Here is a 25,717-nt window from a genome sequence, read left to right as displayed (position 1 = left end):
TTTATTCATTAGGGATTGTAAAGTAAAAAGTACTTCCTTTACCTTCTTCAGAGGTAACCCATACATCACCCCCGTGAGCATCGATAATTTTTTTTACGTGTGCTAAGCCTATCCCAGTTCCACTATAAGTATCGTGGGAATGTAAACGCTGAAATATTGAAAAAATACGTTCTTTATATTTTTGAGGAATCCCAATTCCATTATCAGCAACAGAAAATTGCCAGATGTTTTTCTCCGTTTCTGTTGTATTACTTAAACTAACAGCTTTAATATTAATAAGGGGTTTAGTACCAGGAGCAATAAACTTAATAGCGTTAGTAATTAAATTCTGAAATACTAATCGTAATTCAACTTCAGAAGCCATAATAGTTGGCATTGAATCAAAATTAATTTCAGCCTGTGTGTTGCTAATTACACTGTCAAGATCTTTAGTAATTTCAACCAGTAACTTTTGTGTATTTACTAATTTAAAAGTATCAATATTACCTAGTTTAGAATGTCGTAATAATGCTTTTATTAATTCGCGCATACGATTGCTCGATTCGGTAATAAAAACCAGACTTTGTTTTCCTACATCATCAAATGCATCACCATATTCATCATTTAAAATACCTATTAAGCTAATAATAGAATTTAATGGTTCCTGTAAATCGTGACTTGCGACATATGCGAATTGCTCTAATTCCTTATTTTTTGAAGCTAAAATTTTTGCTTGCTTAGCAGCTTCAATATTCTTCAACTCAAGCTCTTTTGCTAATCTACGTTTTGATCTATAACTTAGATACAAAAGGAGTCCGCTTAATAATAAAACACCTACAATTGCTCCTAATAAAATAGTCGTATTTCGCTGATCTTCAATAGTTAGATTTTGTTCATCTAATGTTTTTTGTCTCTCGTTAATTTGAACTTCTTTTTCTTCTAAGTCTAACTGTTGCGCTTTTAATACTGCTTTACTATTAGTAATAGCTTCTTGTTGTGCATCAACTAAAAGTAATTGATTTGTTATTGTTTTTTCTAACTCTTTTTCTAAGAGTAACTTTTCTTCATATTTCTTTGCCTGTAGTACATTATCCGTTAATAATGATGCTAAAGAATCCTGTTGAGTTTGTAATAGTTTTTCGGAAGCATTAATTTTATTTACTTGGGTATCTATAGCATTTTTTTGATCGCCAATAGTAATATTATTATCACTTATTATTGTTTGATTTTTTAATATTTCGGCTTCATTCTCTAAATTAATTTGTTGCTCTTTCTCTAGTTCTTTTTTAGTGACTGAAAATAAATTTTTCCATTTTTCGGCTGAAGTAACAGCATATTCACCCAAAGAAGGAGCTACTATAAAATTTTCAGCAATAAGTAATCCGTTGTTAATTTCGTACTCGAATGAAGTTCCTACACTCACCATATTAATCATTGAAGTATTGTAATTATAATCTTCAGAAATTAATAAAATACCTTTATTATGAATGTGTTTTATTATGTAATTAATATCAAAGTTCAAGTTCTTATTTACGTAAAGCAACTGAATATTATTAATGTCCTTAACGCTACTAAAACTAACTACTTCAACCTTCTTGCCTCCTATTTTTCTTTTTAGAGCCATTGACTTTAAGTCAACTAATGTTCTATCTGTACCAAGTACACCAATGGTAAAAATTTCAGCATCATTACTACTTGGCCAAGCGACTTGTCCTGCAAGATTAAATATAAAAATAGTGCGTTGAACTCTCTTTATTTGCTCATTAGTTGTTTGCTGAGCGTAGATAGCATTAGTACTAAAAAATATAACAAATATGAGTGCTATTTTTTTTAAACTGAAATTTAATGTTATGATTTTATAAAATTCCATAAGTTATAAACGGAGTAACAATTTAAAAAAGTAATTAGCGCCTTTAACGCCAAATTGTTGTACTCGTCTACTATAAATAAAACTACCGTCACTTGTATTTGCTTCGTGAGTATGTTTATCTGGATAGACATTGAAAATGTTATTTCCACCTGCCGAAACGATTACATTTGAATTTATTTGATAACTCAATAATAAATCTGTCACTAATTTTGGTGAGAATGTTTGATCTCTACTTTCTATATTTCCAGTATAATTATTTAAAACCCAATTAGCAGAATCTCCATCGTCAGGGTGTAGATAAGTAACTTCGCCAAACAAAGTATTCCCTAATTGAATTCTGTATTTATCAAATTCATAAACAAAACGAGATAGTATTTTAAAATTAGGTTGTGATTTTTCTACCCTTCCTACTTCTTCTCTACCAAATAACTCATCTTGGCCTATTAATGAGTTAGGTACGTTTATATCGTCACCTACTCTAGTTTTAGAAAAATTAGCCGATATAGAAGCATTTAGTTCTCCATCTCCTAATTTGTCTTTAAAGTTTACAGTAATATCCTGTCCTGAAGTTTCAGAATTAATAGCATTTGTAAAAAATTGTGCTGCACCTACATTGTAAGGACTTAAAAGATCTTCATATCCCTCTGCGAATCTTCCAGAAAGTACTATTCTGTCTCGTATATCAATATGATAATAATCTAAATTGAAAGTGATTTTATTACCTATTTTTCCATTTAAGCTTAAACTAAAATGGTTTGAGATTTCGGCTCTTAAAGGATTAATGCCAAAAGCTTCTCTTGCTATAGCACTCTCATTATTAAAAGTACCTACTTGTACAATTTCGCCATCAATAAATTGTGTGCTGATATTTTGAAAGAAAACTTGGTGTAGTGACGGGGCTCTGAAACCTTTAGAATAGGCAGCTCTAACACTTATGTTTTTATTGAGTTTGTACCTACTTGATAATTTGTAAACCCCTTGACTCCCAAAATCATTAGAAGTTTCATATCGACCTCCAACTTTAAAAAGCAAATCATCAATTGGGTTTAAATCTATTTCAATATACCCTGCACTATTAGTTCTAAACCTATTTAGTTCATTTTCAGGTTGAATTCCTGGAAAAACTTGTGCTCCTGCAATTCTAGGTTTTTCATCGCCATCAGCATCGATATACGTTGCACCTCCATCTATATACGAAGCCTCTTCTCCAGCAACAATCATATAATTTTCAACTCTTAGTTCTGCACCAAAAGCCAAGTTTGCACCTTTTAGAAAATCGAACTTTCTTGAAATATCAAGATTTGTTGTATTTTGATTGTAATCGAAACCACCAGAGTAAAAAGTACGTGGCGATATAATTCCTAACGACGCATTATTCGAATTATTAATTGTGTAATCAATTCTATTATTTCCTATCGAGTGACTAAAATCAATATAGAATTCATTTTTAATTCCTTTGACACCTAAAACAACCGCATCATCCTGAATATCAGTCAATATACCTGGTGAAAAACCATCAGGAAACAACTCACTAATTACTCTATCTTCATCTTTAGGAAATCTATAAAACCCACTTGCTTTACCTTCTCTGTAGTTTCTACCTCCGTGTAAATAGAATGTCGCACTAGGAGAAATTTTAAATTCTCCATTAAAGTAAAGGGCTAAATTTTGAGTTTCAGCATTTCCAATTGCCATTACTCTTCTACCGTCATAACCTGTTTGATTAAAAAAGTTATTTTCATTAATCAATTGTTGATCTAATACAGGATCTGTAGAATAAACTGCACCTGTATAATTACCTGCTCTGTTTGTAGCGTTTCGTTTGCGATATTCAGCTGTAACATTTATATAACCATTTTCTCCAAATTTTAGTCCAAAGTTACCTGAACTGTAATTCTCGAATCCATCTCCTTCAGTGTTTAATATCACTCTATTGTCAATATCAATTACCTCCGTTTGTTTTTTAAGTATTATGTTAATAACACCCGCAATAGCATCAGATCCATATTGAGATGTTGCTCCTTCTCTTAAAACTTCAATACGTTCTATTGTCGCTAATGGTATTGCATTAAAATCTGTACCAACACTACCTCTACCTACAGTACCGTTTACATTTAACAATGCACTATTATGGCGCCTTTTACCATTTACTAATACTAAAACTTGATCTGGACCTAATCCTCTAAGAGTACCTGGGTCAATGTGATCTGTTCCATCTGCAATAGTTTGATTTGTGGAGTGAAAAGAACTAATTACATAATGTAATAAATGACTTAATTCTGTTTGTGATGAATTTGCGATTTCTTGAGGAGAAATAATATCTACAGGAGCAGATGTATCTAATCCTGAAGCAGGATCACCTCTGTTTCCAATAGCTATAGGTTGATCAATAGAAAAACCTGTTTCTAATGTGAAGTCTAATACAGCTTCTTGCCCCACACCCACAGTCACTTCTTTACTTTGACTTATATACATTACAAAACCAGTATTTATAATGTAAGTACCTTCATCAACACTAAAGCTATAATTACCATTTACATCTGTTGTTGCAAAAACCTCACTGCCTTCAATACTAACAGTAGCACCAGGTAAACTTCCAAATTGATCCGATATATTTCCCGATATAGTTGCTCTAGTTTGAGCAATACCCTTTGTAGAACAAAGAATAAATAATAATGTGAATGTATAAAATACAATTGATGAGACATTAACTAATGTCCTATGTTGGGGAAACGTCATTCTAGGTTTTTTGCAAAAATACTTATTTATATGTAATTAGTTAAGTATCAACCTTTGTTAAAAATGAGTTTCGTAAACGGTATTTAAAATAGGAAGAGATAAGGGTTTACTAATAAAGTCTTCAGCATTGTAATTTTCTAAAGTTTTTCTTACTTCATCTGGATCTGAAGAGGTCGATAAAATAATTACTTTAATTTTTGAAGTAAATTCAGAACCTAGTTTTTCAAATTCTGTTAGAAATTCCCATCCATTCATTCCTGGCATGTTGATATCTAAAAAAATTAAATCTGGTGTTTTAAATTTCCCACTTTTAGCTTCTACTAAATAATCTAAACCATCTTGACCATTTGTTACTGAACTAACTTCAGAAAACTGTTCGTGACGACTCACCATCATTAAATTGTAAAAGTTGGTTGCTTTATCATCATCGATCAATAAAACAAATTTAATTTTAGACTCCATAGTCGCGCAATATAATAAAGAAGTTTGTACACTTTCACTTAAAAAAATTATTCTGAAATTAGAAAATATTGTTTTCGTTGTACTAAGACCAAAATCGGATTAATAACTCCCTATTTTTGAGTATCTTAAGTTATAACTGACCAATATTAATAAATCATTAATTCTAAATTAAGTGAGATTATCTAAAAAAAGAACCATCATTATTTAAAGAAAGTTACCTTTATCACATTCACATTTATAAATTTTTAAAACAATTACTTTTATCGAAAATGAATTTTAGACCCTATCTACAATTTTACAAATCTATATTTTTATATATCCTAGCTTTTTCAATAGTTGGAATAATAGCTTTTGGGATATTTTATGGGTTCATTTTCTTTTTAACTTTTGGATTATGTTTTGGTTTTGTGGCATTTCAGACGTTCTATAAAGAACAATGGTTTACATATCAAAATTTAGGAATCACTAAATGGAAACTCTTTAAAACATCACTACTATTAAACCTTACTGTAGGTCTGCCTATATTTTTATTTTTATTCATATTAATCTCTTTTATTATTGGCGACTTTAGTATTACATACTATTTCTAAAAAATTTAAAAATAACCAGGTTCTAAAACAGGTTGATTTTTCATTAAAAACAGGAGAAATTATAGGTCTTTTTGGTCGTAATGGTTCTGGTAAATCTACCTTGCTTAAAATTCTCTTCGGAAATTTGAAAGCCGATTCTATTGCTATAGAGCTCAATAATGAAGCACTTAATATTTCAGAAGTAATCCCTAACCAACTTATTGCATATTTACCTCAACATCCATTTCTCCCTAAACAAATGAAAGTTAGAGATATTATCATTATGTTTCATAGTGAAGAACGTGAACAAGATGCCGTTTTTTATGACAGTCATATTGCAACTATGACTCATAAAAAAACCAGTGAATTATCTTTAGGAGAAGTAAAATATTTTGAAGTTGTTTTACTTAGCCAATTACCTCATCCATTTATTATGCTTGATGAGCCCTTTTCTATGCTAGAACCTCTACATAAAGAACAACTAAAAGAAAAATTAGTTGAGTTAAAAAAAACGAAGGGAATCATCATTACAGATCATTATTACAACGATGTTATGGAAATAGCTACTAAAAATATGGTTATAAAAAATGGAGAAAGTTTTCCAGTAAAATCAGTAACCGATTTAAAAGAATTCGAATATTTGAGCCGCTAAATAAATTAATACCTTAATAATACTATACAAATGCAACTCGCACAATTAAACTTAGCAGACGCCATAGCTGATATGGAAAGTCCTATTATGGCAGGATTTATTAATGCAACAGACCGTATAAATGAACTAGCTGCGCAAAGCGATGGTTATATATGGAGTTTAATTGATCGACCTGAAGAAGAAAGAGAAAATAGAATTGAAGTTTTCAGTAAAGAAAGTGTACTAGTTAATATGACGGTTTGGAAAAACAGAGAATCGCTTTTTGAATTTGTTTATAGCTCAGACCATAAAGATATTATGATTCGCAAAAAAGAATGGTTTCAGAAAATGCCAAAAATACATATGGTTTTATGGTATGTACCAGATGGACATCAACCTACAATTTCAGAAGGAAAAGAGCGTCTTGAATATTTAAGGTTGCACGGCGAAACGCCCTATGCTTTTAGTTTTAAAAGTAAGTTCACACTAGAAGACACCAAATAAGAAAAAGCCCCTAACACACTTGTTAAGGGCTTTTTATACGCACTAAATTGAGAATTATTCTTTAGGCATAAGTACTGTATCAATGGCATGTATCACTCCATTTGAAGCATCTACATCTGCCATAACAACAGTTGACATATTACCATTTGCATCTTTAATCATGACTTTTCCATCTTTTTCTGAAAGTGTTATGTTTTGATTTCCTAGCGTTGTAATTGTGTAAGCATTATTATTATCTGCTATTGCTTTTAATACTGCTTTAGCTTTAAATTCTCCTTCAATAACGTGGTATTTCAAAATGTTTTGAAGAAATTCATTACCATTTGTAGACATTAAGTGGTCCATTGTTGCTTTCGGTATTTTGGAAAAAGCATCGTTTGTAGGAGCAAATACTGTGTAATCTCCTTCTTCCATAAAAATATCGATTAAGCCAGCTTGTTTTAATGCTTTTCCAAGCGTTGAGAAATCTTTATTTTTTGTTGCAATTGTACCAATTGAATTTGATTCAAAAATTTCTCTAGCTTCAGCTTCAACTTTATCAGCTTCGGCTTTAGCTTCCATTTCAATTCTTTCAGCTTCAGCTTTCATTTCAGCTTCTTTCTTTTTTCCGTCGTCACAAGAGGCAAATAATAAAGCTACTACTGCCGTTGACATTAAGATTTTTGTAATTTTCATATTGTTTGGTTTATAAGTTTTACTAATAGTTTAAACAAAAATACAAGGTACAATTACTAATTTTTCCCAACAAGAAACTAATAATTAGTTAAATATGGTATTTCAACGAAAGTCACTATTAATAACACATCTAATTTTTACTCTGAAATATAATTAATTGTAATAATTTGTATCTTTAAGGACAAGTAATAATTTAAAACAGAAAAATGGTTAAAGCAAAATATCAAAACGTACTAGATTTAGGAGAAGCATTAAAAATCCAAAACGGTGACGTTAAAGTTGACGGTAATAGACTTGAAGTAACAGGTACTGCTAATACACAATACGATAAAGATCGTATTTGGGATGAAATTAAAAAATCTGGAGGAGAAAATCCTACAGATATTATGGCAGACATTAAAGTAGCAGATACAACTGTTTATGCGCGCCACACTGTAGCTAGTGGTGAGTCATTAAGTAAGATTGCTAAGCATTACTACAAAGACCCAATGAAATACAATGCAATTTTCGAAGCTAACAAGGATCAGCTTAAAAGTGCTGATGTAATTCACCCAGGACAAGAATTAGTAATCCCTAATTTATAGTCGCTGACTTATAAAAAATAAAAAGCCGCAATTTGCGGCTTTTTTTATTTCTAGTAACATATACACTTAACGTGTTTCTACAATCCACTAATATAACCTCCATAAACATCCTTAAATCTAAGTCCGTCAGATAAGCTATACTTACTCAATTTTTTCATTTCTACTAAAGCCCATAAAATAAATTCTTTAAAAAATGGTATATCGTCTTCTGGAATATCTTGAGCGTATTTATGAATCAACTCATCTAAAGGTTCAATTCTATCTAGTTGTAATTGATATTCAGTGTCATCAAGAGTATCTAAAAGCTCAAAGCTACTCTGTTCAAAAAACCAGTTAACTACTTCTTGATACGGATCGAGATCACCCTCTTTCTGTAGTTTTTCAACTTTAGGGAAATAGTTTAAAAATTCTGTTTTAATAGCATCAGCAACAAGTTGCTTTGCTACCTCATTAGCTCCTTCTTGCTCTCCTTCATAAACTAGCTCTACCTTTCCTGTAATTGCAGGAATCACTCCTAAAAAGTCGCTAACACGAACACTTGTTTCTATGTTGCCATTCAATAAGCCTCTTCGTTCTGCGGTACTTAATAAATTTTGGAAAGCAGTAATACTTAGCCTTGCACTTACACCACTTTTAGCATCGATAAATTCACTTTTACGTGCTTCAAAACTTATTTGTTCTAATATGTCTTTCGCTAAGTCGGGTACATAAACGTTTTCTTTTTCTTTAGCAGCAGCTGCAGTTTCCTGTGCTGTAATTGCTCTCGCAATTTCTAAAGTTTCAGGATAATGCGTTAATATTTGTGATCCTATTCTATCTTTTAATGGTGTAACAATACTACCTCTATTAGTATAATCTTCTGGGTTAGCAGTAAACACAAATTGTATATCTAGAGGTAATCGTAAAGCAAAACCTCTAATTTGAACATCTCCTTCTTGTAATATATTAAATAATGCAACTTGAATACGCGCTTGTAAATCTGGCAACTCATTTATTACAAAAATGCATCGGTTAGCACGTGGTATCATACCAAAGTGAATTACACGGTCATCTGCATAACTAAGTTTTAAATTAGCTGCTTTAATAGGATCAACGTCTCCTATTAAATCGGCAACAGTTACATCTGGCGTAGCAAGTTTTTCAGAAAAACGCATATCTCTTTGTAACCAACTTATAGGAGTATCCTCTCCTTTTTCTTCTAGCAAATTTTGAGCGTAACGAGAAATAGGTTTAAATGGATCATCATTAATTTCACTTCCCTCCACTACAGGTACATATTCATCTAGCAATGTTATCATTTGCCTAGCTAGTCTTGTTTTTGCTTGACCTCTAAGCCCTAATAAATTGATATTATGTTTTGATAAAATGGCGCGTTCTAATTCAGGAATTACTGAATATTCATAACCGTGAATTCCTTCAAAAACGGTTTCCTTTTTCATCATCTTTTGCAACAAGTTACGTCGCAATTCCTCCTTAACCGATATATATTCGTAACCGGCTTTTTTAAGTTCTCCGAATGTTTTAATTTCTGAAATATTCTTCATCATATACTTGATCTTTTCATTTAAACTTTTCACTTACTATTTCTTATCTATTACTTCCTAATACTAACTTCTTATTATCTTAATTTCTTCTTCCTGTTATTTTCGTAATCAGTAAATATCATTTCACCTAAACCCTGCAAGCCTGTGTAGAAAGCTTTTCCTTGGTTTGCTTCTGTAAAAGCATCTACAAACTGCTGTAAATATGGATCACTAGCAATCATAAAAGTAGTAATAGGAATATGCAATTTTCTTGCCTGTCTAGCCATCATATAGCATTTATTGACAATGTACTCATCTAAACCATTACTGTTTTTATAATATCGTCCATCTGGTAAACGCAAGCAACTTGGTTTCCCATCGGTAATCATAAATATTTGTTTGTTTGTATTTCGTTTACGACGTAATAAATCCATTGCTAATTCTAAACCAGCAACGGTATTTGTATGATAAGGCCCTACATTTAAATACGGTAAATCTTTAATCTTTATAGGCCAGGCATCATTTCCAAAGACTAAAATATCTAACGTATCTTTTGGATAGCGTGTTGTAATTAATTCGGAAAGCGCCATAGCTACTTTCTTTGCTGGAGTAATTCTATCTTCACCATACAAAATCATAGAGTGACTAATATCAATCATCAACACCGTACTCATTTGAGATTTGTGCATTGACTCTTCTACAACTAGATCATTTTCAGTTAATCGGAAATCGCCTATCCCATTATTAATTTGAGCATTTTTAATACTTTCAGTCATCGATATTTGGTCTAATGCATCGCCAAATTGATATTTTCTAAAATCTCCAGATTGCTCATCACCACTACCTACATATTTGGTTTTATGATTTCCTTGACCGCTTCGCTTAATTTTTCCAAAAATTTGTTCAAGCGCACGTTTTCTAAGAGCGCGTTCTAGTTTTTCGGTTATAGAAATTTTCCCATCTCCATCATCTTGAGTTCCGTTTTCACCATTTGGTTTAAACTCTTCTCTAATAAAACCACGGTCTTTCAATTCCTGTATAAAGTCATCTATAGTATAATCGTCTGTAGTTAACTCATATTCTTTATCTAATTGAGTTAACCAGTCGATTGCTTCATCAAAGTCTCCTGAAGTATGTGTTATTAATTCTTGAAATATTTCAAAAAGCCTGTCAAAAATAGATTGCTCCTTTGGCGTGTGCTTTGTGAAAATAAAGCCAGATTTATAATCTGGATTGCGTTCGTTATTCTTGTCCTTCGTCATTTTATAAAATTACTACAATTAAAGTTCAACATATCCTAAGGCATTGTTAAACAAAAAATAGAAATCAATTGTACTTCGGAAATAGTAATTTCTTAATAATACTCTTCTATGTAGAAATTCCCATTAGGATTTTATTAACAACTTATGGACTAGGTTTTTTTATCTTTAAAGCTTAATCAACCCATTAAAATTTCCGATGAAAAAATTACTACTACTGTTATTACTGTGCTTTGTAGCTACCACAAATGCGCAAGAGCTAACTAATGAGCTACTTAACGAAATGACACCTAGAAATATAGGTCCAGGAGGTATGTCTGGTCGAGTAACATCCATAGACGTTGTTACAGACAATACAGATATTATGTATGTAGGTACTGCTTCGGGTGGTGTTTGGAAATCTACAAGCGGTGGAATTAAATGGGACCCAATTTTTGATAATGAAAAAACAGCCTCTATAGGTGCTGTAGCAATCACGCAATCTAATCCTTCAGTAATATGGGTAGGAACTGGAGAAGGTAACCCTCGAAATAGTTTAAATGGAGGTTTTGGTGTTTATAAATCTTTAGACGCTGGGCGAACATGGAAATCTATGGGTCTTGAAAAAACGAGACACATTCATAAAATACTAATAGATCCTACTAATCCTGATGTTGTTTATGTAGGCGCAATAGGTTCACCTTGGGGTATTCACGATGAACGTGGTGTGTACAAAACCGTTGATGGTGGTAATACTTGGAAACAAATACTTTTTCAAAACAGAAAAACAGGAGTTGCAGACATGGTAATGGATCCTTCAAATCCTAATAAACTCATAGTTGCAATGTGGGAACACAAACGTGACCCTTGGTTTTTTAAGTCTGGTGGTGAGGGTTCAGGGTTATTCGTTACACACGATGGAGGAAACACTTGGGAAGAGCGTACAGAAAAAGATGGTTTACCTAAAGGAGAATTGGGAAGGATTGGACTTTCATTCGCTCCTAATAAACCAACTATTGTTTACGCACTTGTAGAGGCGAAAAAGAATGCGCTTTATAAAAGTGAGGATGGAGGTTTTACTTGGAAAAAAATAAATGACAAAAGTGATATTGGGAATAGGCCTTTTTATTACAGTGATATTTTTGTCGACCCAGAAAATGAAAATCGTGTATTTTCAGTTTTTACATATGTAAACGTATCTGAAGATGGAGGGAAAAACTTTGAGCAATTAATGGGAGCTTATGGTGTTAATAATGGTGTACATCCAGATCACCACGCTTGGTGGATTCATCCTACTGACGGTAGTTTTATGATGGATGGAAATGATGGTGGATTAAATATTACTCACGATGGTGGAAAAACTTGGCGATTTATCGGAAATCTTCCGGTGGCACAATTCTACCATATTAATGTAGATAATGAATTTCCTTATAATGTATATGGAGGTATGCAGGACAATGGTAGCTGGAGAGGTCCTGCTTATGTATGGAAAGCGCAAGGTATTAGAAATAGCTACTGGCAAGAAATAAGTTTTGGTGATGGATTTGATGTAGTACCAGATCGTGATGATAGCCGTTATGGTTGGAGCATGAGCCAGCAAGGTTCAGTTAGTAGATATGACTGGATTACAGGAAACAATTACACTATTAAACCTACACACCCAGACCCAGATGTTAAATTAAGGTTTAACTGGAACAGTGCGATTAATATTGATCCTTTTGACAACAGTACTATTTACTTTGGAAGTCAGTTTGTGCACAAATCATTGGACAAAGGACTTACTTGGAAAGTAATCTCAGAAGACTTAACAACAAACGATCCTGAAAAGCAAAAACAAGGAGCTAGTGGTGGTCTTACAATGGATGCTACAGGAGCAGAGAATCACACAACCATATTAGTCATAGAACCATCGCCAGTTGAAAAAGGTGTAATATATGTTGGTACAGATGATGGCCGTGTACACGTTACTAGAAACGATGGCGGTCAATGGAAAGAAATTTCAAGATTACCTGGTTTGCCAAAAGGAAGTTGGATTACCCAAATTAAAGCAAGTAATAAAACTAAAGGTGAAGCATTATTAGTAGCTAATAACTACCGTCGATTCGATTATACTCCTTATGCATACAGAACTGTAGACTACGGTCTATCGTGGAGCAGAATTGTAAATCAAAAAGATACGGAGAGCTATGCGTTATGTATTATAGAAGATCCTGTTGAAAAAAACTTATTGTTTTTAGGAACTGATGATGGCTTATACTATTCAATCAACGCAGGTTTTACTTGGGAAAAATATACAAATGGATTCCCTACTGTATCTGTAAAGGATTTAGTGATCCACCCACGAGAACATGATTTAGTAATTGGTACATTTGGTCGTGCCGCTTGGGTACTTGATGATATCCGTCCATTACGTGAAATCGCAAAAAATAAAACTGTTTTAAATGAAACGCTAAAAGTGTTCACACCTCCTACCGCTTATCAAGCTGCAAGACAACAACCTACTGGAAGTCGTTTTGGTGGAGATGCATTATATCAAGGTGAAAATAGAAGTAGCGGAGCTCACATTACTTACTGGTATAAAGCTTCAGATGTTGAAACCACAAAAGAAAATGATCAAAAGGAAGACAACGAGGAGGATGATAATTCATTAGCTGAAATGTCCGGACCTTCAAAAGATTCTATTTATATGAAAATTTATGATGGAGATCGCTTAATTAGAACATTAAAAAGAAAGATTCCTGATAGTTCTGGAATTTATAAATGGAGATGGTTTATGAATGAAGCTGGTGGTGACCGCCCATCCAGAAAAATTAGAAAACGTAAAAACGAATCTAGTGGTTCAACTGTAAAACCTGGAACTTATAAAGTTGAACTTTCTAACAACGGCGTAGTTACTGAAACAATGATAATAGTTGAAAGTGACCCACGTATTGATGTTTCGCAGAAAGCTATTGACGAAAGTTACAATGCATCTAAAGAAATCCAAGCTATGTCACAAGTAGCGGCAGATGCTGTTAAGCAATTAGTAGAAAGTAAAACAATTGCAGAAAATTTCAGTAAAGATTTAAAAAAGGATGCGGGAAAAGATAAAACAAAGTATAAAGAAGAATTAAAGCAAAGCAAAGATGTTATTAAAAAAATTGATGATTTAATAGCGTTGTACATTGGCAAAGAAGACAAACGTCAAGGTATTACTCGCAATCCAGAAGTAACTGTAATGAACCGAATAGGATCTGCAAGTTGGTACAGCGGAACACGTCCAAACGGTCTAACAGAAACGGAACGATTATTAATGAAACATGCTAAAGTTGAATTAAAAGAGGCTTTAGATAAAACGAATCAGTTTTTTATAACAGATTGGACTACATACAAAAACAAGGTTCAACAAATTACTATACCTGATTTTAAAGAAACTAAAACTTTCAAAATAGATTAAGTATTAAAACAATAAAAAAATAAAGACTTAACAAATGATTAAAAAATTAATTTTAATTCTAGTTGTATTATTAGCAATAAACACACAACTAAATGCTCAAGAAACTGGAGAAGATAACTTAGGGAGTTGGGCAATGTTTTTTGGTAATGCAAGACTAACAGAACGAATAAGTATAAGTCCAGAAATTCAATATAGAACCTACGAGGTAGGTTCAAATTTCAATCAGTTATTAATTAGAAACGGCTTTAATTGGCATATTAATGAAAAAGCAACTGCAACATTAGGATATGGTTATATAAGTACAGATGGTACTTTTGAAGAACCTAACGGCGAAGAAAATACTATAGAGCATAGACTTTACGGACAGTTTGTGGTTAAAAATTCGTTATGGAAAATCAAATCTGTACATCGTTACAGATTTGAACAACGCTTTATAGACAGCCCTACAAATGGTAACGATACGCAATATAGAGTACGTTATTTATTGAGACTTACTTACCCAATTAATGATGACTGGTATGTAAGTGCTTATGATGAAATATTCATAAATTTAGAGGAACCAATATTTGGTCAAAATAGATTGTACGGTGCTGTAGGATATAATTGGACAAAAAATATTAGATCTGAATTTGGATATCTAAAAAACCACTTTACAGGAAGAAATTTTGACCGTTTACAATTAGGTGTTTGGTACTCTTTAGATTTTAGAAAAGCAGACTAAATTTTAAAGTCCTTAAAAAATATATCTTTTTTAATTTTTCACAATCTCTTACGACTACTATAATTACAATCGAAAATTATCAATTGTATAAACAACTTTCCAACATATGAAATCATCTAAAATTACATTTACAAATTCACAAGGCAAGTTACTTTCTGGTCGTTTAGATTTACCATTAGTACAAGAACCACACAACTTTGCCATATTCGCTCATTGTTTTACATGTACTAAAGACTTTAGTGCTGTTAGAAACGTAAGTAAAGCATTAGCTAGTGAAGGTTTTGGGGTACTTCGTTTTGACTTTACAGGATTAGGAGATAGTGATGGTGATTTTGCTGATACAAATTTTTCTAGCAATGTAGAAGATTTGGTTCAAGCGGCTGCATTTCTTGAAAAAGAATATAAAGCTCCTTCCCTATTAGTGGGACATTCACTAGGAGGTGCTGCGGCAATTTTTGCAGCTTCGGAAATATCAAGTATTCAAGCTTTGGCTACCATTGGAGCACCTAGTAACCCAGTACATGTTAAAAAACAGTTTGGTTCACAGGCAGCAACTATTGAAAAAGAAGGGGAAGGGCATGTTAAGTTGGCTGGACGAGATTTCATTTTTAAAAAACAATTTTTCGATGACCTTGAGCAGCAATCATGTGAAGCAGCAGCATCAAAACTGGAGGGAAAAGCGTTATTAATATTACATTCACCACAAGATGCGACAGTATCAATTAAAAATGCTGAAGAAATTTATCATGCTGCTAAGCACCCAAAAAGTTTTGTAACCCTAGATGGAACCGAACATTTATTGATTGATAAAAAAAGTGCCGCTTATGTAGGGAAAGTTATCTCAGGTTGGGCAGCTAGGTATATTGATCTTCCTACAGAGGAGGTTATTAAAACTACCCACCAAGTTGTAGCTAGTTTAGATAATGAAGATGGTTTTACAACACTTTTAAAACTAGGTAACCACTATTCAAAAGCCGATGAACCTATAAGAGTTGGAGGGAACGACTTTGGTCCAACTCCATATGAGTTATTAGCAGGAAGTCTTTCTGCTTGTACTGCAATGACCATACAAATGTACGCTAAACGCAAAGGATGGCTTATTGAAAATGTAGAGGTACATACCTCTTACGGAAGAACATACGCTGAAGATTGTGAAATTTGCGATCAGGAAAATAAGAAGATAGACACATTTACAAGAGAAATAAAACTAACGGCAAACCTAGACGAAAAACAATTGGCACGAATTCTTCAAATAGCAGATAAATGTCCCGTGCATAAAACACTTCATTCTCAAACGCAAGTCATTACTAGTTTTGTAGACTAGATTTTAATATTTAATCTATAAATTATTTCATTAATATTTCAGAAACTATAATAGTTAATTGGTAATCAGCACTTAAAAAAAATAAAATGTATTTTTTTAAGGTGGTAAAAATCTAGCTAACTTGTTATAGTTAAAAGATACTCCATGAAAATGTTATTAATTGGCTTGCTAGCAGCCATTACTTTAACAACCCTACAGAGCTGTTGCTTTTCGGGTTGCCCAGATGATATTCCCGGAAATACATTAACATCGTTGTATGAACCCATATTGATGGACAGGACTGCATTTGAAGAAAGTGTTTCCATATCTAATGCGCGAAATATTGAAGAATCGGGGAAAATATATGTGTTTAGCAACAAATTATTTGTGAATGAAAAACTAGATGGGTTTCATATGTTCAATAATCAAAATCCTTCAAATCCAATAAACTCAGGTTTTCTAACGGTACCTGGCGCAACTGATGTTTCTATTATTGACAATGTACTTTACATTAATCAAGCAACAGACTTAATTGCTGTAACTATAGACGAAACAACAAGTACCGCTACAGTTACTAAAAGAATTATTAACACTTTTCCTCCTCTTAGATCACCAGATGGTGATATTGCTTTTGATATTCCAGAAGACAGCGTGGTAATAGGATGGCAATCAATATTTGAAAACTAATGAGAAAGATATTTATAGTATTTGCAGCAGTATTTCTTATTTTAAGTTGCAGTGGCGATAGCACAAACTCAGCAGATGCATTTGTAGGAGATGGCGGTCAAGGAGGTTCATTAGCTATTTTTACCATAAGAGGTAATTATTTATATGCTGTAGATGAATTTGGCTTAAATATTTTTAGCATTTTGAATAGAGAAGATCCAGTTAAAATTAATCATATAGATATTAGTTTCAATATTGAAACACTCTTTGGTTTTAAAGACTACTTATACATAGGGTCTCAAAATGGAATGTTCATTTACAGTATTGAAAACCCCGAATTTCCCGAATATTTATCTGACGTACAACATTTTACGGCTTGTGATCCTGTAATCGCAAATGAAAATACAGCATTTGTTACTTTATGGACAGATATAGGCTGCGGAAATTCTATAAACCAACTAGAAGTTTATGATATAACTGAAATAACCAATCCTATTCTTTTAAATACCAGAGAATTAACTTTTCCAAAAGGAATGGGACTGTATGGAGATTATCTTTTTGTTTGCGATGATGAAATAAAAGTTTTTGATGTTAGTGATCCTTCTTCTTCGATTTTAGTTCATAATATCAATAGACTTGCTTTTGATGTGATTATTAGTAATAATCTTTTAATAGCAATTGGTGAAGGCGGCTTATTTCAGTATCAATTAAATCCTAATAATATTGAAAATACAAGTTTATTGAGTTCAATTGAATTTTAAAGTTTTCATAATATTTTGCGTGCCGATATCTTAAACAGTATCTTAGATGTTTCAACCAAGTAAATTTTATTTAAGATGAAAAAGTATATATACCTCGCAATGTCTATAAGTTTATTAGCATTCACAAGTTGTAAAGAAGAAACTAAAAAAGAAGAAGTTGAAGAAGTAGTAAAAACTGAAACTGAAGTTAAAGAAACTCCTGAAAAATACTCTAAAACAGTTTCATTTGCTCTAGAAAGCAAAAGTGGCAGTGATGCAAAAGGTGAAGTAACTTTTGTACAAAAAGGAGATCAAGTAATGTTCCAAGCATCATTGACGGGATTAGAACCTGGAGTACATGCTATTCATATTCATGAAAAAGCAGATTGCTCATCAGATGACGGTAAATCATCTGGAGGACACTGGAACCCAACTTTTAAAGACCATGGTAAATGGGGTGACGAAACTGGATATCACAAAGGGGATATTGGTAACTTTAATGTTGGTGAAGATGGAAAGGGTAATATTAGTATGTCAACTAACGAATGGTGTATAGGCTGTGATGATGAAACTAAAAATATTTTAGGTAAAGCAATTATTGTTCACCAAGGAAAAGATGATTTTACATCTCAACCTTCTGGTGCTGCAGGAGCTCGTGTGAGCTGCGGTGGTATCATTCAATAACTCTGAAAATAAACTTTAAAAGGTTTAATATTATTAAATATTAAACCTTTTTTTATGCTACAAAATTTAGTGGTATATAAACATAGTAAAAATAGTTTCAATTAATAAAACGTATTAAATGGACCAACCTAACGAGTTAATACTAGAAATGCAAAACGGCGATGAGAAAGCGTTTGCTAGAATTTATTCTATGTATTCAGAAGCACTTTATGGTATTGTATATAGCATTTTAAAAGAGAGTGATATTGCAGAAGAAACGCTACAAGATGTTTTTATTAAAATATGGAACAATAAATCTAGTTATGATATCGATAAAGGTCGCTTTTTTACTTGGGCTTTAAATATTGCAAGAAATACTTCAATTGATAGAACTAGATCAAAAGCCTTTAAAAACTCTAGAAAAAACCTAAGCACTACAAATTTCGTAGATATATTAAGTGGTTCAGATAGTTTAAATCAAAGTACAAATGCCATAGGAATTAGAAAATTTGTTGATGCTTTAAAACCTGTTTGCATTAAAATTATTGATTTGCTTTATTTTAAAGGGTTTACTCAAAAAGATGCTGCTGAACAACTTGAAATTCCGTTAGGAACTTTAAAAACAAGGAATAGAAATTGTATTAAACAATTGCAATCTAACGTTTTATAAATTATGACACCACAAGAACTGATAACATCTGGTATTTTAGAACTCTACGTTTGTGGAGCGCTAGCTGATGAAGAGCATAAAAACATAACGGCTGCCATTAATACTAATGCTGAAGTAAAACGTGAAGTAGAAAACATTGAGCAATCTTTAATGGAGTTATCTAAAAATACTGCTCCTATGATCTCAAATAATGTTTGGGCTCGAGTACTTGCTACAATTCGTCCCGTGAGAAATTTACAAACTAATCGCAGTACTAACTGGCCTGCAATAACAGGATGGGCAGCCGCTATAATATGTTTAGGAGGAATTTTCTGGATGCTAAACCAAAATGGGGATTTAAAAGAAAATATACTTTTAACTGAAGAAGAAAATACTGTACTTAAAGAGAAGATTAATGAAGCAAGTAAAACTGTTCTAGCACATGAAAATGTTTTAGAAATTTTAAGATCTAAAGATTTTAATACAATAGTATTACCTGGAAATCAAGCTGTCGCTCCACAAGCATTCAGTAAAGTACTTTACAATAAAACAGATGCTGTTGCATATATAGATGTAAAAGGTCTACCTAAAGCTCCGGAAGGTAAAGTTTACCAGGTATGGTCATTAGTTCTCGATCCTCTTACTCCTACGAGTATTGGACTAATTGATGTAACTTCAATTGCTGGGGAAGATTTATATAAATTTAATACAATACCTGCAATATCTCAGGCTTTTGGAATTACATTAGAACCTGCTGGTGGAAGTGAATCCCCTACGCTATCACAATTATATACTTTAGGAACAGTAGCTCCTTAAAAGTAATAGAACACAAATATAAACGCTCTCTACTATTGAGGGCGTTTCTTATTTTATAAGATATAAAAAAACGCCTTCATTGTATGAAGACGCTCAACTAACAAAAAACCTCTGAAAAACCAGAATTATCTGATTAAAGTATCTATCACACACACATATGATAGGAACTTCTTTTCAATAATACTTACGTATAAATTTGATATGTGGTTTTTAAATAAAGAAAATAGAAATTATAGTGACTTTACCTCAGCAGCTAATAATGGACCTAATTCATACGTTGCTTCAAGTAAGTCTTCTTTTATTAGGCCCACTTTATCACTAAGTCCATTTACTTTATACACTTGTGCACTATGCAATAAAGCCATAGGTTCACTTGTTTTACCTTCCACATTACTTTCAATGGTATGCAGCGCTTCATCTTTCATTCCGTTTTTAAGTTGTGCAAACGCTAGTAGATGATATGTTTCTGGTGTCGCTCTATTTTCTATTTCTTGTTTGGCTATATTCAGTGCTTTTTCTGGATTACTTTCGGCAAGTACTTCAATAAGGTAGGCATTATACATACCTCCATAAGCAGGATTTTCTGCTTTTGCAATAAATTTTTCTTTGTATGTATTAGCAGAAACTTCATCTCCATCGTATTCAGCAAACTCAGATTTTAATAAATAGTAATCTGGAATATCATGATGTACTATTAACGAATCTACAATGCGGTTTGCTTCAAGAGTATTTCTTTCACTTGAGTATAAAATCCAAGCAATTCCTTTTTTGGCATAGGCGTTATCTGGTTGTAGCGCTAGTGTTTTTAAAAAGTGATTGTATGACGCTTTAATATTTCCGTCGTGACCATAGTAATCTGCTATATTTGAATAGGTCCATATTTTAAGTGGCTTACTATTTCTGGATTCTGCTATGTCACGTGCTTTTTCTAGATATCTAATTGCTGCTGCTAAATCACCATTGTGATCACTCCATTTAGATACCCTAATCAAATAGTTATAATCCGATTCGTTTTTAAGTTTTTCAAGAATAGTTTTCGCTTTTTTATACTCACCCGTTTCCATATAACTATCAAAAAGCATTAACTCTGTTGCGTGCTTATTTGAAGGTCCTGAGTAGCTTTCTTCTAATAAATTATTAGCTTCTTTAAACTTATGTTGCGAAATGTAATTGTGAGACAATGAGCGTATGTAAGCATCCTTTAGTGATGGTGATGCAACTGAAATTGCTTTTTTATAGAGAATTTCGGCATTTTTTAGATTTGATACTTCGCCATTTGCTTCAAAAATACGAGTATAAGCTCCTGCAAGCGGACCTAAATCGCCTATTCCCGTTGAATCAACATCTAAACGCTTAGACCAAAAATCTCTTTCTGCAATTGCAGATTTAAGTGTAGCATCTTGGTCAGCTTCTAAATATTTTTCATAGTCAGCTGTGTTGGTCACAATTGTTATTTCCTCTTTTGTAGTACATGAAAACACGAATGCTGAAAGCGCTATTAATAAAGCTGGATAATATTTCATAGTAGGTATAATTAGTTGAATAATTTTAAAACAAGAAAAGAGCAATTGCTTGCTCTTTTCTAAAATTTTATTAGGTGATACAATTACAGATTAGGAGTCTCTAAATAAGGAAAACCACCTGTAAAGTCACGATCTCCAGCATCTACCCCATCACTTGTAAGTTGCGGTGTTCCATTGTTACCGTCAAAACGGTTACCCATTTCTCCACCAAACATCAATATTAATGAAACATCAATCACATCATCACTTAAGTTTCTTCCTGTTAGAAAAGTTCCACCAGGAGTAAAATAAGATGTAGGTGCATTAGGTGCTACTTGCAATGCATCAGTTTGAGCTAATACAAATGCTAAAGTAGGTGCATCTAGACCTAAAATATTAGTTTCATAATCAATATCATCTTCCGTTAAACCTAATGATAATGCATACACATCGTGATAAAACTCTAATGTATTTTCAAATATAGGCGTGAAAGCAGCTCTATCTGAAGGGATTGTATTATTGAAATCATTCTTTACAGCATCTGAACCGCTAAAAACTGTATTGATTCCTGGTCGTCCCATACTATCTTCTTGAACGTATGTTCCTGAAAAGTCTAAAGCTTCATTACAAGGTTCACAAGAACCACCACAATCAATACCAGTTTCATCACCGTTCATTTCTCCATCATCACAAGTGGCTACTTCAATGATATTTCCGTTATCGTCATCATCATTACAACCTACAAACAATAGGGAAGTACAAATAGCAACGAATAATAATCTTAATTTATATGTTTTCATCTTTTTTCGTTTTATAATTTTTTATTGTTTTCTATTTGCTGTTGCCCATACATTGTATGTAGAAGGTAATACTCCCGGATCAACTAATCCTGCCGCTTCAGCAATATGCACAGGCGCTTCACCTAAAAGTGCATTAGGCACTTCTACTGTTAAGGCTAATACATTTAAGTTCTCGAAAAAGTCACTAGCTTCTGCTGGAGGTAAAAAACCTTCTGGAGCAACTGCACCTGAAACTACCATGTTAAAACGATTAAAATCGAAGTAAAAAGCGTCTCTTCTTGGTCCTGCAAAAACACTCATTCCGTTTTCGCTAACGGCAGTTTGAACATCATCTGCAGTAGAAATTTTAACCGCAGTACGTGTTGCAAAAGTTGCAACTGTACTATTTAGTCCTGTGATAGCTGGTTCAGCTGGTCCAAAGAAATACATAGAATCTCCTCGCTTTACTGCTTGGATTACTCTGTCTTCAATAAAATCATTATCTAAATCTATATTAAACTGGATCATTACATCTTCATCAAACTGCGCATTGTTAGATTGATCTCCTGGAGCTAATGGTCCTTGTACCGTTGCAATTAATACCGTGTTGTTTGGGTTATCCCCTTCAAAAGCATATAAATCTGCAATGTCAGTTGTTGTTCCCGCAACTGCTGGAGCATCAACGTGATCTGCAGCAATTAAAAAGACAGATGCGAGCACAAGCCCAACTCCGCCTATAGCTGCAAAAAGTTTTGTTTTTTTCATAATAGTTTGGTTTTAAAAATTAATTTTGTTTTTATATACTCTTACTTACGTCAAATGTAAAGGTAGGGTTTTCGAAGAGTAGTTAATCTTATGTTAACGAAATTGCATTAGCTTTATACCTTCTTAAAATAATTGCTTTAAAAATAAATATTTTCAATTAATATGAACCCATCTGCTAAAGACTGGATCCCGAAATTTTTAAGTTATGTTGATGACTTGCACGTTTCTAGCGTTTTTTCATCAAACGACGCCTTTTATAATGCAGTGCGTCGCAGTGGTTTTATTTATGGAAATTCGGTTTCATTAATTGTACCTCTTCCTAAAGTAACATTGAAAATGACCGCAGATGAGTTAACGAAACTTAACTTATTTTATTCTCTTATTTATGTATATGCCGTTAAACGACCTCATAATACAACGGAAGATGGCATAGCCGAAATATTAAAATTTTACAGCGAATTAGAAAAAAGAAAAAGTAGTTTTTTTAAAAACTTTTCAATAAATAGTACTCCAAGTTCTCAGTTAGAGCAAATTCTTTCTAGAAGGTTACAAGAATCTAACTCACTTTATAAGTCTAAAGCAATTTCACTACTTACACATGCTTTATTATTTATTGATATTCTTGCGTTTGATCAATATCTTCAATATAGCTCAGATATTAAAAAGTTTGCTACCTCATTAGAGGATCACGTTATTTCTAGTGCGTATCTTGCTTTAAAAGCTAAAAAGAAGAAAAAGAAATATGACCATTTATTAATTGATTTATTTGACACCTCAGCCGAATATATGATTAAGTATCAATCTTTTCAAAAATCGGTTACAGAGTTTTGCTCCACTACAGATAATCCAATAGAAAGAAAATATATTCTAGATGTGTGTTGTCTTGCTGTTTGGGAAGACAGAGACGTTGATGATGATGAATCTGCATTTTTAAATAACTTATGTGTTCTCCTTAATATTTCAGCAGATAGTTGGAAAGACAGTATGGTTTATATTAGGGACTTTAATGCTTCAAGCTTAGTTAAAACAACTTTGTTTGAACATTCAACGCCTGTAAAACAATTTTATAAGCAATCTTCTCATACCGTGAAGAAACTAATTTTACGAAATAAAGATAGGCTTGTACTTGAGTTAAAAGAAAGTGGTGAATTAATTAAGTTACTGGGAGTTTCAACGCACCGTGATTTATCAAAGGAAGAGAAAGAAAAAGTAAAAGACCAATTACTTGACATCTGTAAATCGATTCCTTCACTAACAATTTTTATACTTCCTGGAGGGACTATACTCCTACCACTACTAGTAAAATTCATTCCAAAATTACTACCATCAGCTTTTGATGAAAATAGGATTAGTAAATAGCGAATTTTAATAAATAAAATTTCTAAAAACTCAATACTACAATTACTCTAACCAAACTTTAAAATCTTTAACGCGTTCTCTGGCTACAATTATATCTTGTTCTTTATAATTGTTGAGTTTTAATTGAAGTCTAGAATTAGTGTACGATATAATGTCCTTAATAGCATTTATATTAATATAGAATTTACGACTAATTCTAAAAAATAATGCAGGCTCTAATTCTGCCTCTAAAAGCTCTAAAGTAGTATCTAACAAATAATCTCTTCCATCAATAGTATGTGCATAGGTACCTTTATTTTCGCTATAAAAACACTCTATTTCATCTACAGGAATCATTTTTATATGTTGCCCTATTTTAGTGGTAAAACGCTTTTTATATTCTCTGTCTACAGGATTTGTAAGTAGTTTTTTAATATCCTCAAAATTAATCTGAACATTACTTGAAACTGGCCTCACGTCTTTAAATTGTTTTACAGCAGTTTCTAATTCGTCTTCATCAATAGGCTTTAGTAAATAATCAATACTATTAAGTTTAAAAGCTTGTAAGGCATACTCGTCAAAAGCTGTTGTGAAGATTATTGAACTCTTTACCGAAACTTGTTCAAATATTTCAAATGATAAACCATCACTAAGTTGAATATCTAAAAAAATAAGATCTGGATGTTCGTTTTCATTAAACCAAACAATAGATTCCTGCACGCTGTGGAGCATTGTATTTACGTTAATATCTATTCTTTCTAACATTCGTTGTAAACGGCGAGCACTTGGCTTTTCGTCCTCAATGATTATTACGTTCATAGTGTGGCTTAGTTTAATAGTTAGTTATTTAATAGTGTTATTTAAAATTTTATATCGTCGTTTAGGGTATGCTCTTCTTCATTCATAAATTCCTTCAATTTACGATCTTCCCATTCTTTAAAAATTTTAAAATCGAATACTTTTAAAGCGTGAAAAGCAAGTCCAATTCCCCAGAAAAAGGCAACCGAAAATGTATTTAAAGTCAACCATCTTTCAAAATCAATATTTGCTATTGAGTCTGCATTACTAATTAGCCTAGTTAATCTAGATCCAATTATGATAAAGTTTACAATTAAGTAAACAGCTAAATGATTATAAAACCCTTTTAAGTCTTTTACTCTTTTTTGAGCTCTTCTATATTTACTTGTGTTTTTAGTTTCCATAATTAAAAATTTACTTGTGATTCATCTTCTCTATCATTATCCATAAACTCTTTTATTTTTCGAGCTTCCCAATCTTTACTGAACCAATTTATCCAGTCAAAAGCTTTAGCTGCTTGAAAAAACAATCCTATTCCCCAACCTAAAGCTGCCCATAAAAACCAAGCATATCGAAATTGATTAGTGTAATAATTTATTGTAGCTAGAAAAATCATGAATATTATATACGACAATAAACTCATGTAGAATTTTTTAATTTCTTGAAGCTTTTCCTTTGCTCTATAATACTTATCGTCTTTGTTAAAATATTCCATAATTAAATTGATTAATGATTATAGTATAAAAATACTGCCACTATATCATCTT

General features: G+C 32.4%; 24 protein-coding genes. 12 read left to right on the top strand and 12 right to left on the bottom strand.

Annotated features, from left to right (window positions below; translation table 11 throughout):
• Position 1: 1 nt before the first annotated feature.
• From GBH57_RS06085 to GBH57_RS06075, 3 genes are read right to left on the bottom strand one after another with little or no spacing between them, the layout of a single operon-like run.
• Positions 2 to 1,849, bottom strand: a complete 1,848-nt coding sequence (locus GBH57_RS06085; RefSeq protein WP_151673188.1) for a YfiR/HmsC family protein — start codon at positions 1,847 to 1,849, stop codon at positions 2 to 4.
• Positions 1,850 to 1,852: 3 nt separating this feature from the next.
• On the bottom strand, positions 1,853 to 4,588 hold the full coding sequence (locus tag GBH57_RS06080) for a TonB-dependent receptor (RefSeq protein ID WP_151673187.1): 2,736 nt from the start codon (positions 4,586 to 4,588) through the stop codon (positions 1,853 to 1,855).
• 57 nt (positions 4,589 to 4,645) lie between these two features.
• A complete protein-coding gene (locus GBH57_RS06075; protein ID WP_151673186.1) occupies positions 4,646 to 5,050 on the bottom strand; it encodes a response regulator in 405 nt (134 codons plus the stop codon).
• A 558-nt stretch (positions 5,051 to 5,608) separates the two neighbouring features.
• On the opposite strand from GBH57_RS06075, the gene GBH57_RS06070 reads away from it, so the two are divergent.
• Positions 5,609 to 6,271, top strand: coding sequence for an ATP-binding cassette domain-containing protein (locus GBH57_RS06070; protein ID WP_151673185.1), 663 nt, complete (start codon positions 5,609 to 5,611; stop codon positions 6,269 to 6,271).
• 30 nt (positions 6,272 to 6,301) lie between these two features.
• On the top strand, positions 6,302 to 6,754 hold the full coding sequence (locus GBH57_RS06065) for a DUF3291 domain-containing protein (protein WP_151673184.1): 453 nt from the start codon (positions 6,302 to 6,304) through the stop codon (positions 6,752 to 6,754).
• Between the two features lie 54 nt (positions 6,755 to 6,808).
• Here GBH57_RS06065 and GBH57_RS06060 read toward each other — a convergent pair whose 3' ends face one another.
• Positions 6,809 to 7,429: a fasciclin domain-containing protein gene (locus GBH57_RS06060; protein WP_235904655.1), complete on the bottom strand. Its 621-nt coding sequence runs from the start codon at positions 7,427 to 7,429 to the stop codon at positions 6,809 to 6,811.
• A 206-nt stretch (positions 7,430 to 7,635) separates the two neighbouring features.
• Between GBH57_RS06060 and GBH57_RS06055 the strand changes: the two genes are divergently transcribed.
• Positions 7,636 to 8,013 carry a LysM peptidoglycan-binding domain-containing protein gene (locus tag GBH57_RS06055; RefSeq protein ID WP_151673183.1) on the top strand — a complete coding sequence of 126 codons (378 nt, stop codon included), beginning with the start codon at positions 7,636 to 7,638 and terminating at the stop codon, positions 8,011 to 8,013.
• A gap of 77 nt (positions 8,014 to 8,090) precedes the next feature.
• Here GBH57_RS06055 and GBH57_RS06050 read toward each other — a convergent pair whose 3' ends face one another.
• Positions 8,091 to 9,560 (bottom strand): MoxR family ATPase, encoded by a 1,470-nt coding sequence (locus GBH57_RS06050; RefSeq protein ID WP_235904654.1) that lies wholly within the window; start codon positions 9,558 to 9,560, stop codon positions 8,091 to 8,093.
• Positions 9,561 to 9,631: 71 nt separating this feature from the next.
• The gene (locus tag GBH57_RS06045) at positions 9,632 to 10,798 is read right to left on the bottom strand and encodes a vWA domain-containing protein (RefSeq protein WP_235904653.1); all 1,167 of its coding nucleotides are present in this window, start codon (positions 10,796 to 10,798) and stop codon (positions 9,632 to 9,634) included.
• A gap of 196 nt (positions 10,799 to 10,994) precedes the next feature.
• On the opposite strand from GBH57_RS06045, the gene GBH57_RS06040 reads away from it, so the two are divergent.
• The 8 genes from GBH57_RS06040 (at position 10,995) to GBH57_RS06005 (ending at position 19,768) form a co-directional block, all read left to right on the top strand.
• On the top strand, positions 10,995 to 14,210 hold the full coding sequence (locus GBH57_RS06040) for a WD40/YVTN/BNR-like repeat-containing protein (RefSeq protein WP_151673182.1): 3,216 nt from the start codon (positions 10,995 to 10,997) through the stop codon (positions 14,208 to 14,210).
• Positions 14,211 to 14,244: 34 nt separating this feature from the next.
• A complete protein-coding gene (locus tag GBH57_RS06035) occupies positions 14,245 to 14,931 on the top strand; it encodes a DUF2490 domain-containing protein (protein WP_235904652.1) in 687 nt (228 codons plus the stop codon).
• A gap of 106 nt (positions 14,932 to 15,037) precedes the next feature.
• Positions 15,038 to 16,255 (top strand): bifunctional alpha/beta hydrolase/OsmC family protein, encoded by a 1,218-nt coding sequence (locus GBH57_RS06030; protein WP_151673181.1) that lies wholly within the window; start codon positions 15,038 to 15,040, stop codon positions 16,253 to 16,255.
• Between the two features lie 144 nt (positions 16,256 to 16,399).
• A complete protein-coding gene (locus GBH57_RS06025; RefSeq protein WP_151673180.1) occupies positions 16,400 to 16,921 on the top strand; it encodes a hypothetical protein in 522 nt (173 codons plus the stop codon).
• Entirely contained in the window at positions 16,921 to 17,661 is a 741-nt protein-coding gene (locus GBH57_RS06020; protein WP_151673179.1) for an LVIVD repeat-containing protein, read from the top strand. Before GBH57_RS06025 ends, GBH57_RS06020 begins: the two co-directional genes overlap by 1 nt.
• A gap of 75 nt (positions 17,662 to 17,736) precedes the next feature.
• Positions 17,737 to 18,324, top strand: coding sequence for a superoxide dismutase family protein (locus GBH57_RS06015; protein WP_151673178.1), 588 nt, complete (start codon positions 17,737 to 17,739; stop codon positions 18,322 to 18,324).
• A gap of 118 nt (positions 18,325 to 18,442) precedes the next feature.
• Positions 18,443 to 18,973, top strand: coding sequence for an RNA polymerase sigma factor (locus GBH57_RS06010; protein ID WP_151673177.1), 531 nt, complete (start codon positions 18,443 to 18,445; stop codon positions 18,971 to 18,973).
• Between the two features lie 3 nt (positions 18,974 to 18,976).
• Positions 18,977 to 19,768, top strand: coding sequence for an anti-sigma factor (locus GBH57_RS06005; protein WP_151673176.1), 792 nt, complete (start codon positions 18,977 to 18,979; stop codon positions 19,766 to 19,768).
• Between the two features lie 230 nt (positions 19,769 to 19,998).
• Here the strand turns inward: GBH57_RS06005 and GBH57_RS06000 are convergent, their stop codons facing one another.
• The 3 genes from GBH57_RS06000 to GBH57_RS05990 form a co-directional block, all read right to left on the bottom strand.
• A complete protein-coding gene (locus tag GBH57_RS06000; protein ID WP_151673175.1) occupies positions 19,999 to 21,291 on the bottom strand; it encodes a tetratricopeptide repeat protein in 1,293 nt (430 codons plus the stop codon).
• A gap of 83 nt (positions 21,292 to 21,374) precedes the next feature.
• On the bottom strand, positions 21,375 to 22,070 hold the full coding sequence (locus GBH57_RS05995) for a DUF4331 family protein (RefSeq protein ID WP_151673174.1): 696 nt from the start codon (positions 22,068 to 22,070) through the stop codon (positions 21,375 to 21,377).
• 21 nt (positions 22,071 to 22,091) lie between these two features.
• Entirely contained in the window at positions 22,092 to 22,814 is a 723-nt protein-coding gene (locus GBH57_RS05990) for a DUF4331 family protein (protein ID WP_151673173.1), read from the bottom strand.
• 162 nt (positions 22,815 to 22,976) lie between these two features.
• Between GBH57_RS05990 and GBH57_RS05985 the strand changes: the two genes are divergently transcribed.
• Complete coding sequence (locus tag GBH57_RS05985) at positions 22,977 to 24,173, top strand: LETM1-related biofilm-associated protein (protein WP_151673172.1); 1,197 nt, start codon at positions 22,977 to 22,979, stop codon at positions 24,171 to 24,173.
• A 42-nt stretch (positions 24,174 to 24,215) separates the two neighbouring features.
• Here the strand turns inward: GBH57_RS05985 and GBH57_RS05980 are convergent, their stop codons facing one another.
• Genes GBH57_RS05980 through GBH57_RS05970 form a run of 3 tightly spaced genes read right to left on the bottom strand, consistent with a single transcriptional unit; the run spans position 24,216 to position 25,665 of the window.
• Positions 24,216 to 24,971: a LytR/AlgR family response regulator transcription factor gene (locus tag GBH57_RS05980; protein ID WP_151673171.1), complete on the bottom strand. Its 756-nt coding sequence runs from the start codon at positions 24,969 to 24,971 to the stop codon at positions 24,216 to 24,218.
• A gap of 41 nt (positions 24,972 to 25,012) precedes the next feature.
• Positions 25,013 to 25,354, bottom strand: a complete 342-nt coding sequence (locus tag GBH57_RS05975) for a 2TM domain-containing protein (protein ID WP_151673170.1) — start codon at positions 25,352 to 25,354, stop codon at positions 25,013 to 25,015.
• Positions 25,355 to 25,356: 2 nt separating this feature from the next.
• Positions 25,357 to 25,665 (bottom strand): 2TM domain-containing protein, encoded by a 309-nt coding sequence (locus tag GBH57_RS05970; protein WP_151673169.1) that lies wholly within the window; start codon positions 25,663 to 25,665, stop codon positions 25,357 to 25,359.
• Positions 25,666 to 25,717 lie beyond the last annotated feature (52 nt).

The organism is Patiriisocius marinus (genome assembly GCF_008974325.1).
Classification (GTDB): Bacteria; Bacteroidota; Bacteroidia; order Flavobacteriales; family Flavobacteriaceae; genus Patiriisocius; species Patiriisocius marinus.
The sequence above is the reverse complement of the archived record's forward strand: the minus strand, read 5'-3'. Positions and strand labels throughout refer to the sequence as shown.

Bases quoted from the DNA above. Each gene is read 5' to 3' on its own strand.
- GBH57_RS05970 (WP_151673169.1), bottom strand. From the start codon at position 25,665: ATGGAATATTTTAACAAAGACGATAAGTATTATAGAGCAAAGGAAAAG.
- GBH57_RS05975 (WP_151673170.1), bottom strand. From the start codon at position 25,354: ATGGAAACTAAAAACACAAGTAAATATAGAAGAGCTCAAAAAAGAGTA.
- GBH57_RS06020 (WP_151673179.1), top strand. From the start codon at position 16,921: ATGAGAAAGATATTTATAGTATTTGCAGCAGTATTTCTTATTTTAAGT.
- GBH57_RS06045 (WP_235904653.1), bottom strand. From the start codon at position 10,798: ATGACGAAGGACAAGAATAACGAACGCAATCCAGATTATAAATCTGGC.
- GBH57_RS05995 (WP_151673174.1), bottom strand. From the start codon at position 22,070: ATGAAAACATATAAATTAAGATTATTATTCGTTGCTATTTGTACTTCC.
- GBH57_RS06075 (WP_151673186.1), bottom strand. From the start codon at position 5,050: ATGGAGTCTAAAATTAAATTTGTTTTATTGATCGATGATGATAAAGCA.
- GBH57_RS06080 (WP_151673187.1), bottom strand. From the start codon at position 4,588: ATGACGTTTCCCCAACATAGGACATTAGTTAATGTCTCATCAATTGTA.
- GBH57_RS06060 (WP_235904655.1), bottom strand. From the start codon at position 7,429: ATGAAAATTACAAAAATCTTAATGTCAACGGCAGTAGTAGCTTTATTA.
- GBH57_RS06035 (WP_235904652.1), top strand. From the start codon at position 14,245: ATGATTAAAAAATTAATTTTAATTCTAGTTGTATTATTAGCAATAAAC.
- GBH57_RS06055 (WP_151673183.1), top strand. From the start codon at position 7,636: ATGGTTAAAGCAAAATATCAAAACGTACTAGATTTAGGAGAAGCATTA.
- GBH57_RS06050 (WP_235904654.1), bottom strand. From the start codon at position 9,560: ATGATGAAGAATATTTCAGAAATTAAAACATTCGGAGAACTTAAAAAA.
- GBH57_RS05980 (WP_151673171.1), bottom strand. From the start codon at position 24,971: ATGAACGTAATAATCATTGAGGACGAAAAGCCAAGTGCTCGCCGTTTA.
- GBH57_RS05990 (WP_151673173.1), bottom strand. From the start codon at position 22,814: ATGAAAAAAACAAAACTTTTTGCAGCTATAGGCGGAGTTGGGCTTGTG.
- GBH57_RS06000 (WP_151673175.1), bottom strand. From the start codon at position 21,291: ATGAAATATTATCCAGCTTTATTAATAGCGCTTTCAGCATTCGTGTTT.
- GBH57_RS06030 (WP_151673181.1), top strand. From the start codon at position 15,038: ATGAAATCATCTAAAATTACATTTACAAATTCACAAGGCAAGTTACTT.
- GBH57_RS06010 (WP_151673177.1), top strand. From the start codon at position 18,443: ATGGACCAACCTAACGAGTTAATACTAGAAATGCAAAACGGCGATGAG.
- GBH57_RS06065 (WP_151673184.1), top strand. From the start codon at position 6,302: ATGCAACTCGCACAATTAAACTTAGCAGACGCCATAGCTGATATGGAA.
- GBH57_RS05985 (WP_151673172.1), top strand. From the start codon at position 22,977: ATGAACCCATCTGCTAAAGACTGGATCCCGAAATTTTTAAGTTATGTT.
- GBH57_RS06085 (WP_151673188.1), bottom strand. From the start codon at position 1,849: ATGGAATTTTATAAAATCATAACATTAAATTTCAGTTTAAAAAAAATA.
- GBH57_RS06040 (WP_151673182.1), top strand. From the start codon at position 10,995: ATGAAAAAATTACTACTACTGTTATTACTGTGCTTTGTAGCTACCACA.
- GBH57_RS06015 (WP_151673178.1), top strand. From the start codon at position 17,737: ATGAAAAAGTATATATACCTCGCAATGTCTATAAGTTTATTAGCATTC.
- GBH57_RS06025 (WP_151673180.1), top strand. From the start codon at position 16,400: ATGAAAATGTTATTAATTGGCTTGCTAGCAGCCATTACTTTAACAACC.
- GBH57_RS06005 (WP_151673176.1), top strand. From the start codon at position 18,977: ATGACACCACAAGAACTGATAACATCTGGTATTTTAGAACTCTACGTT.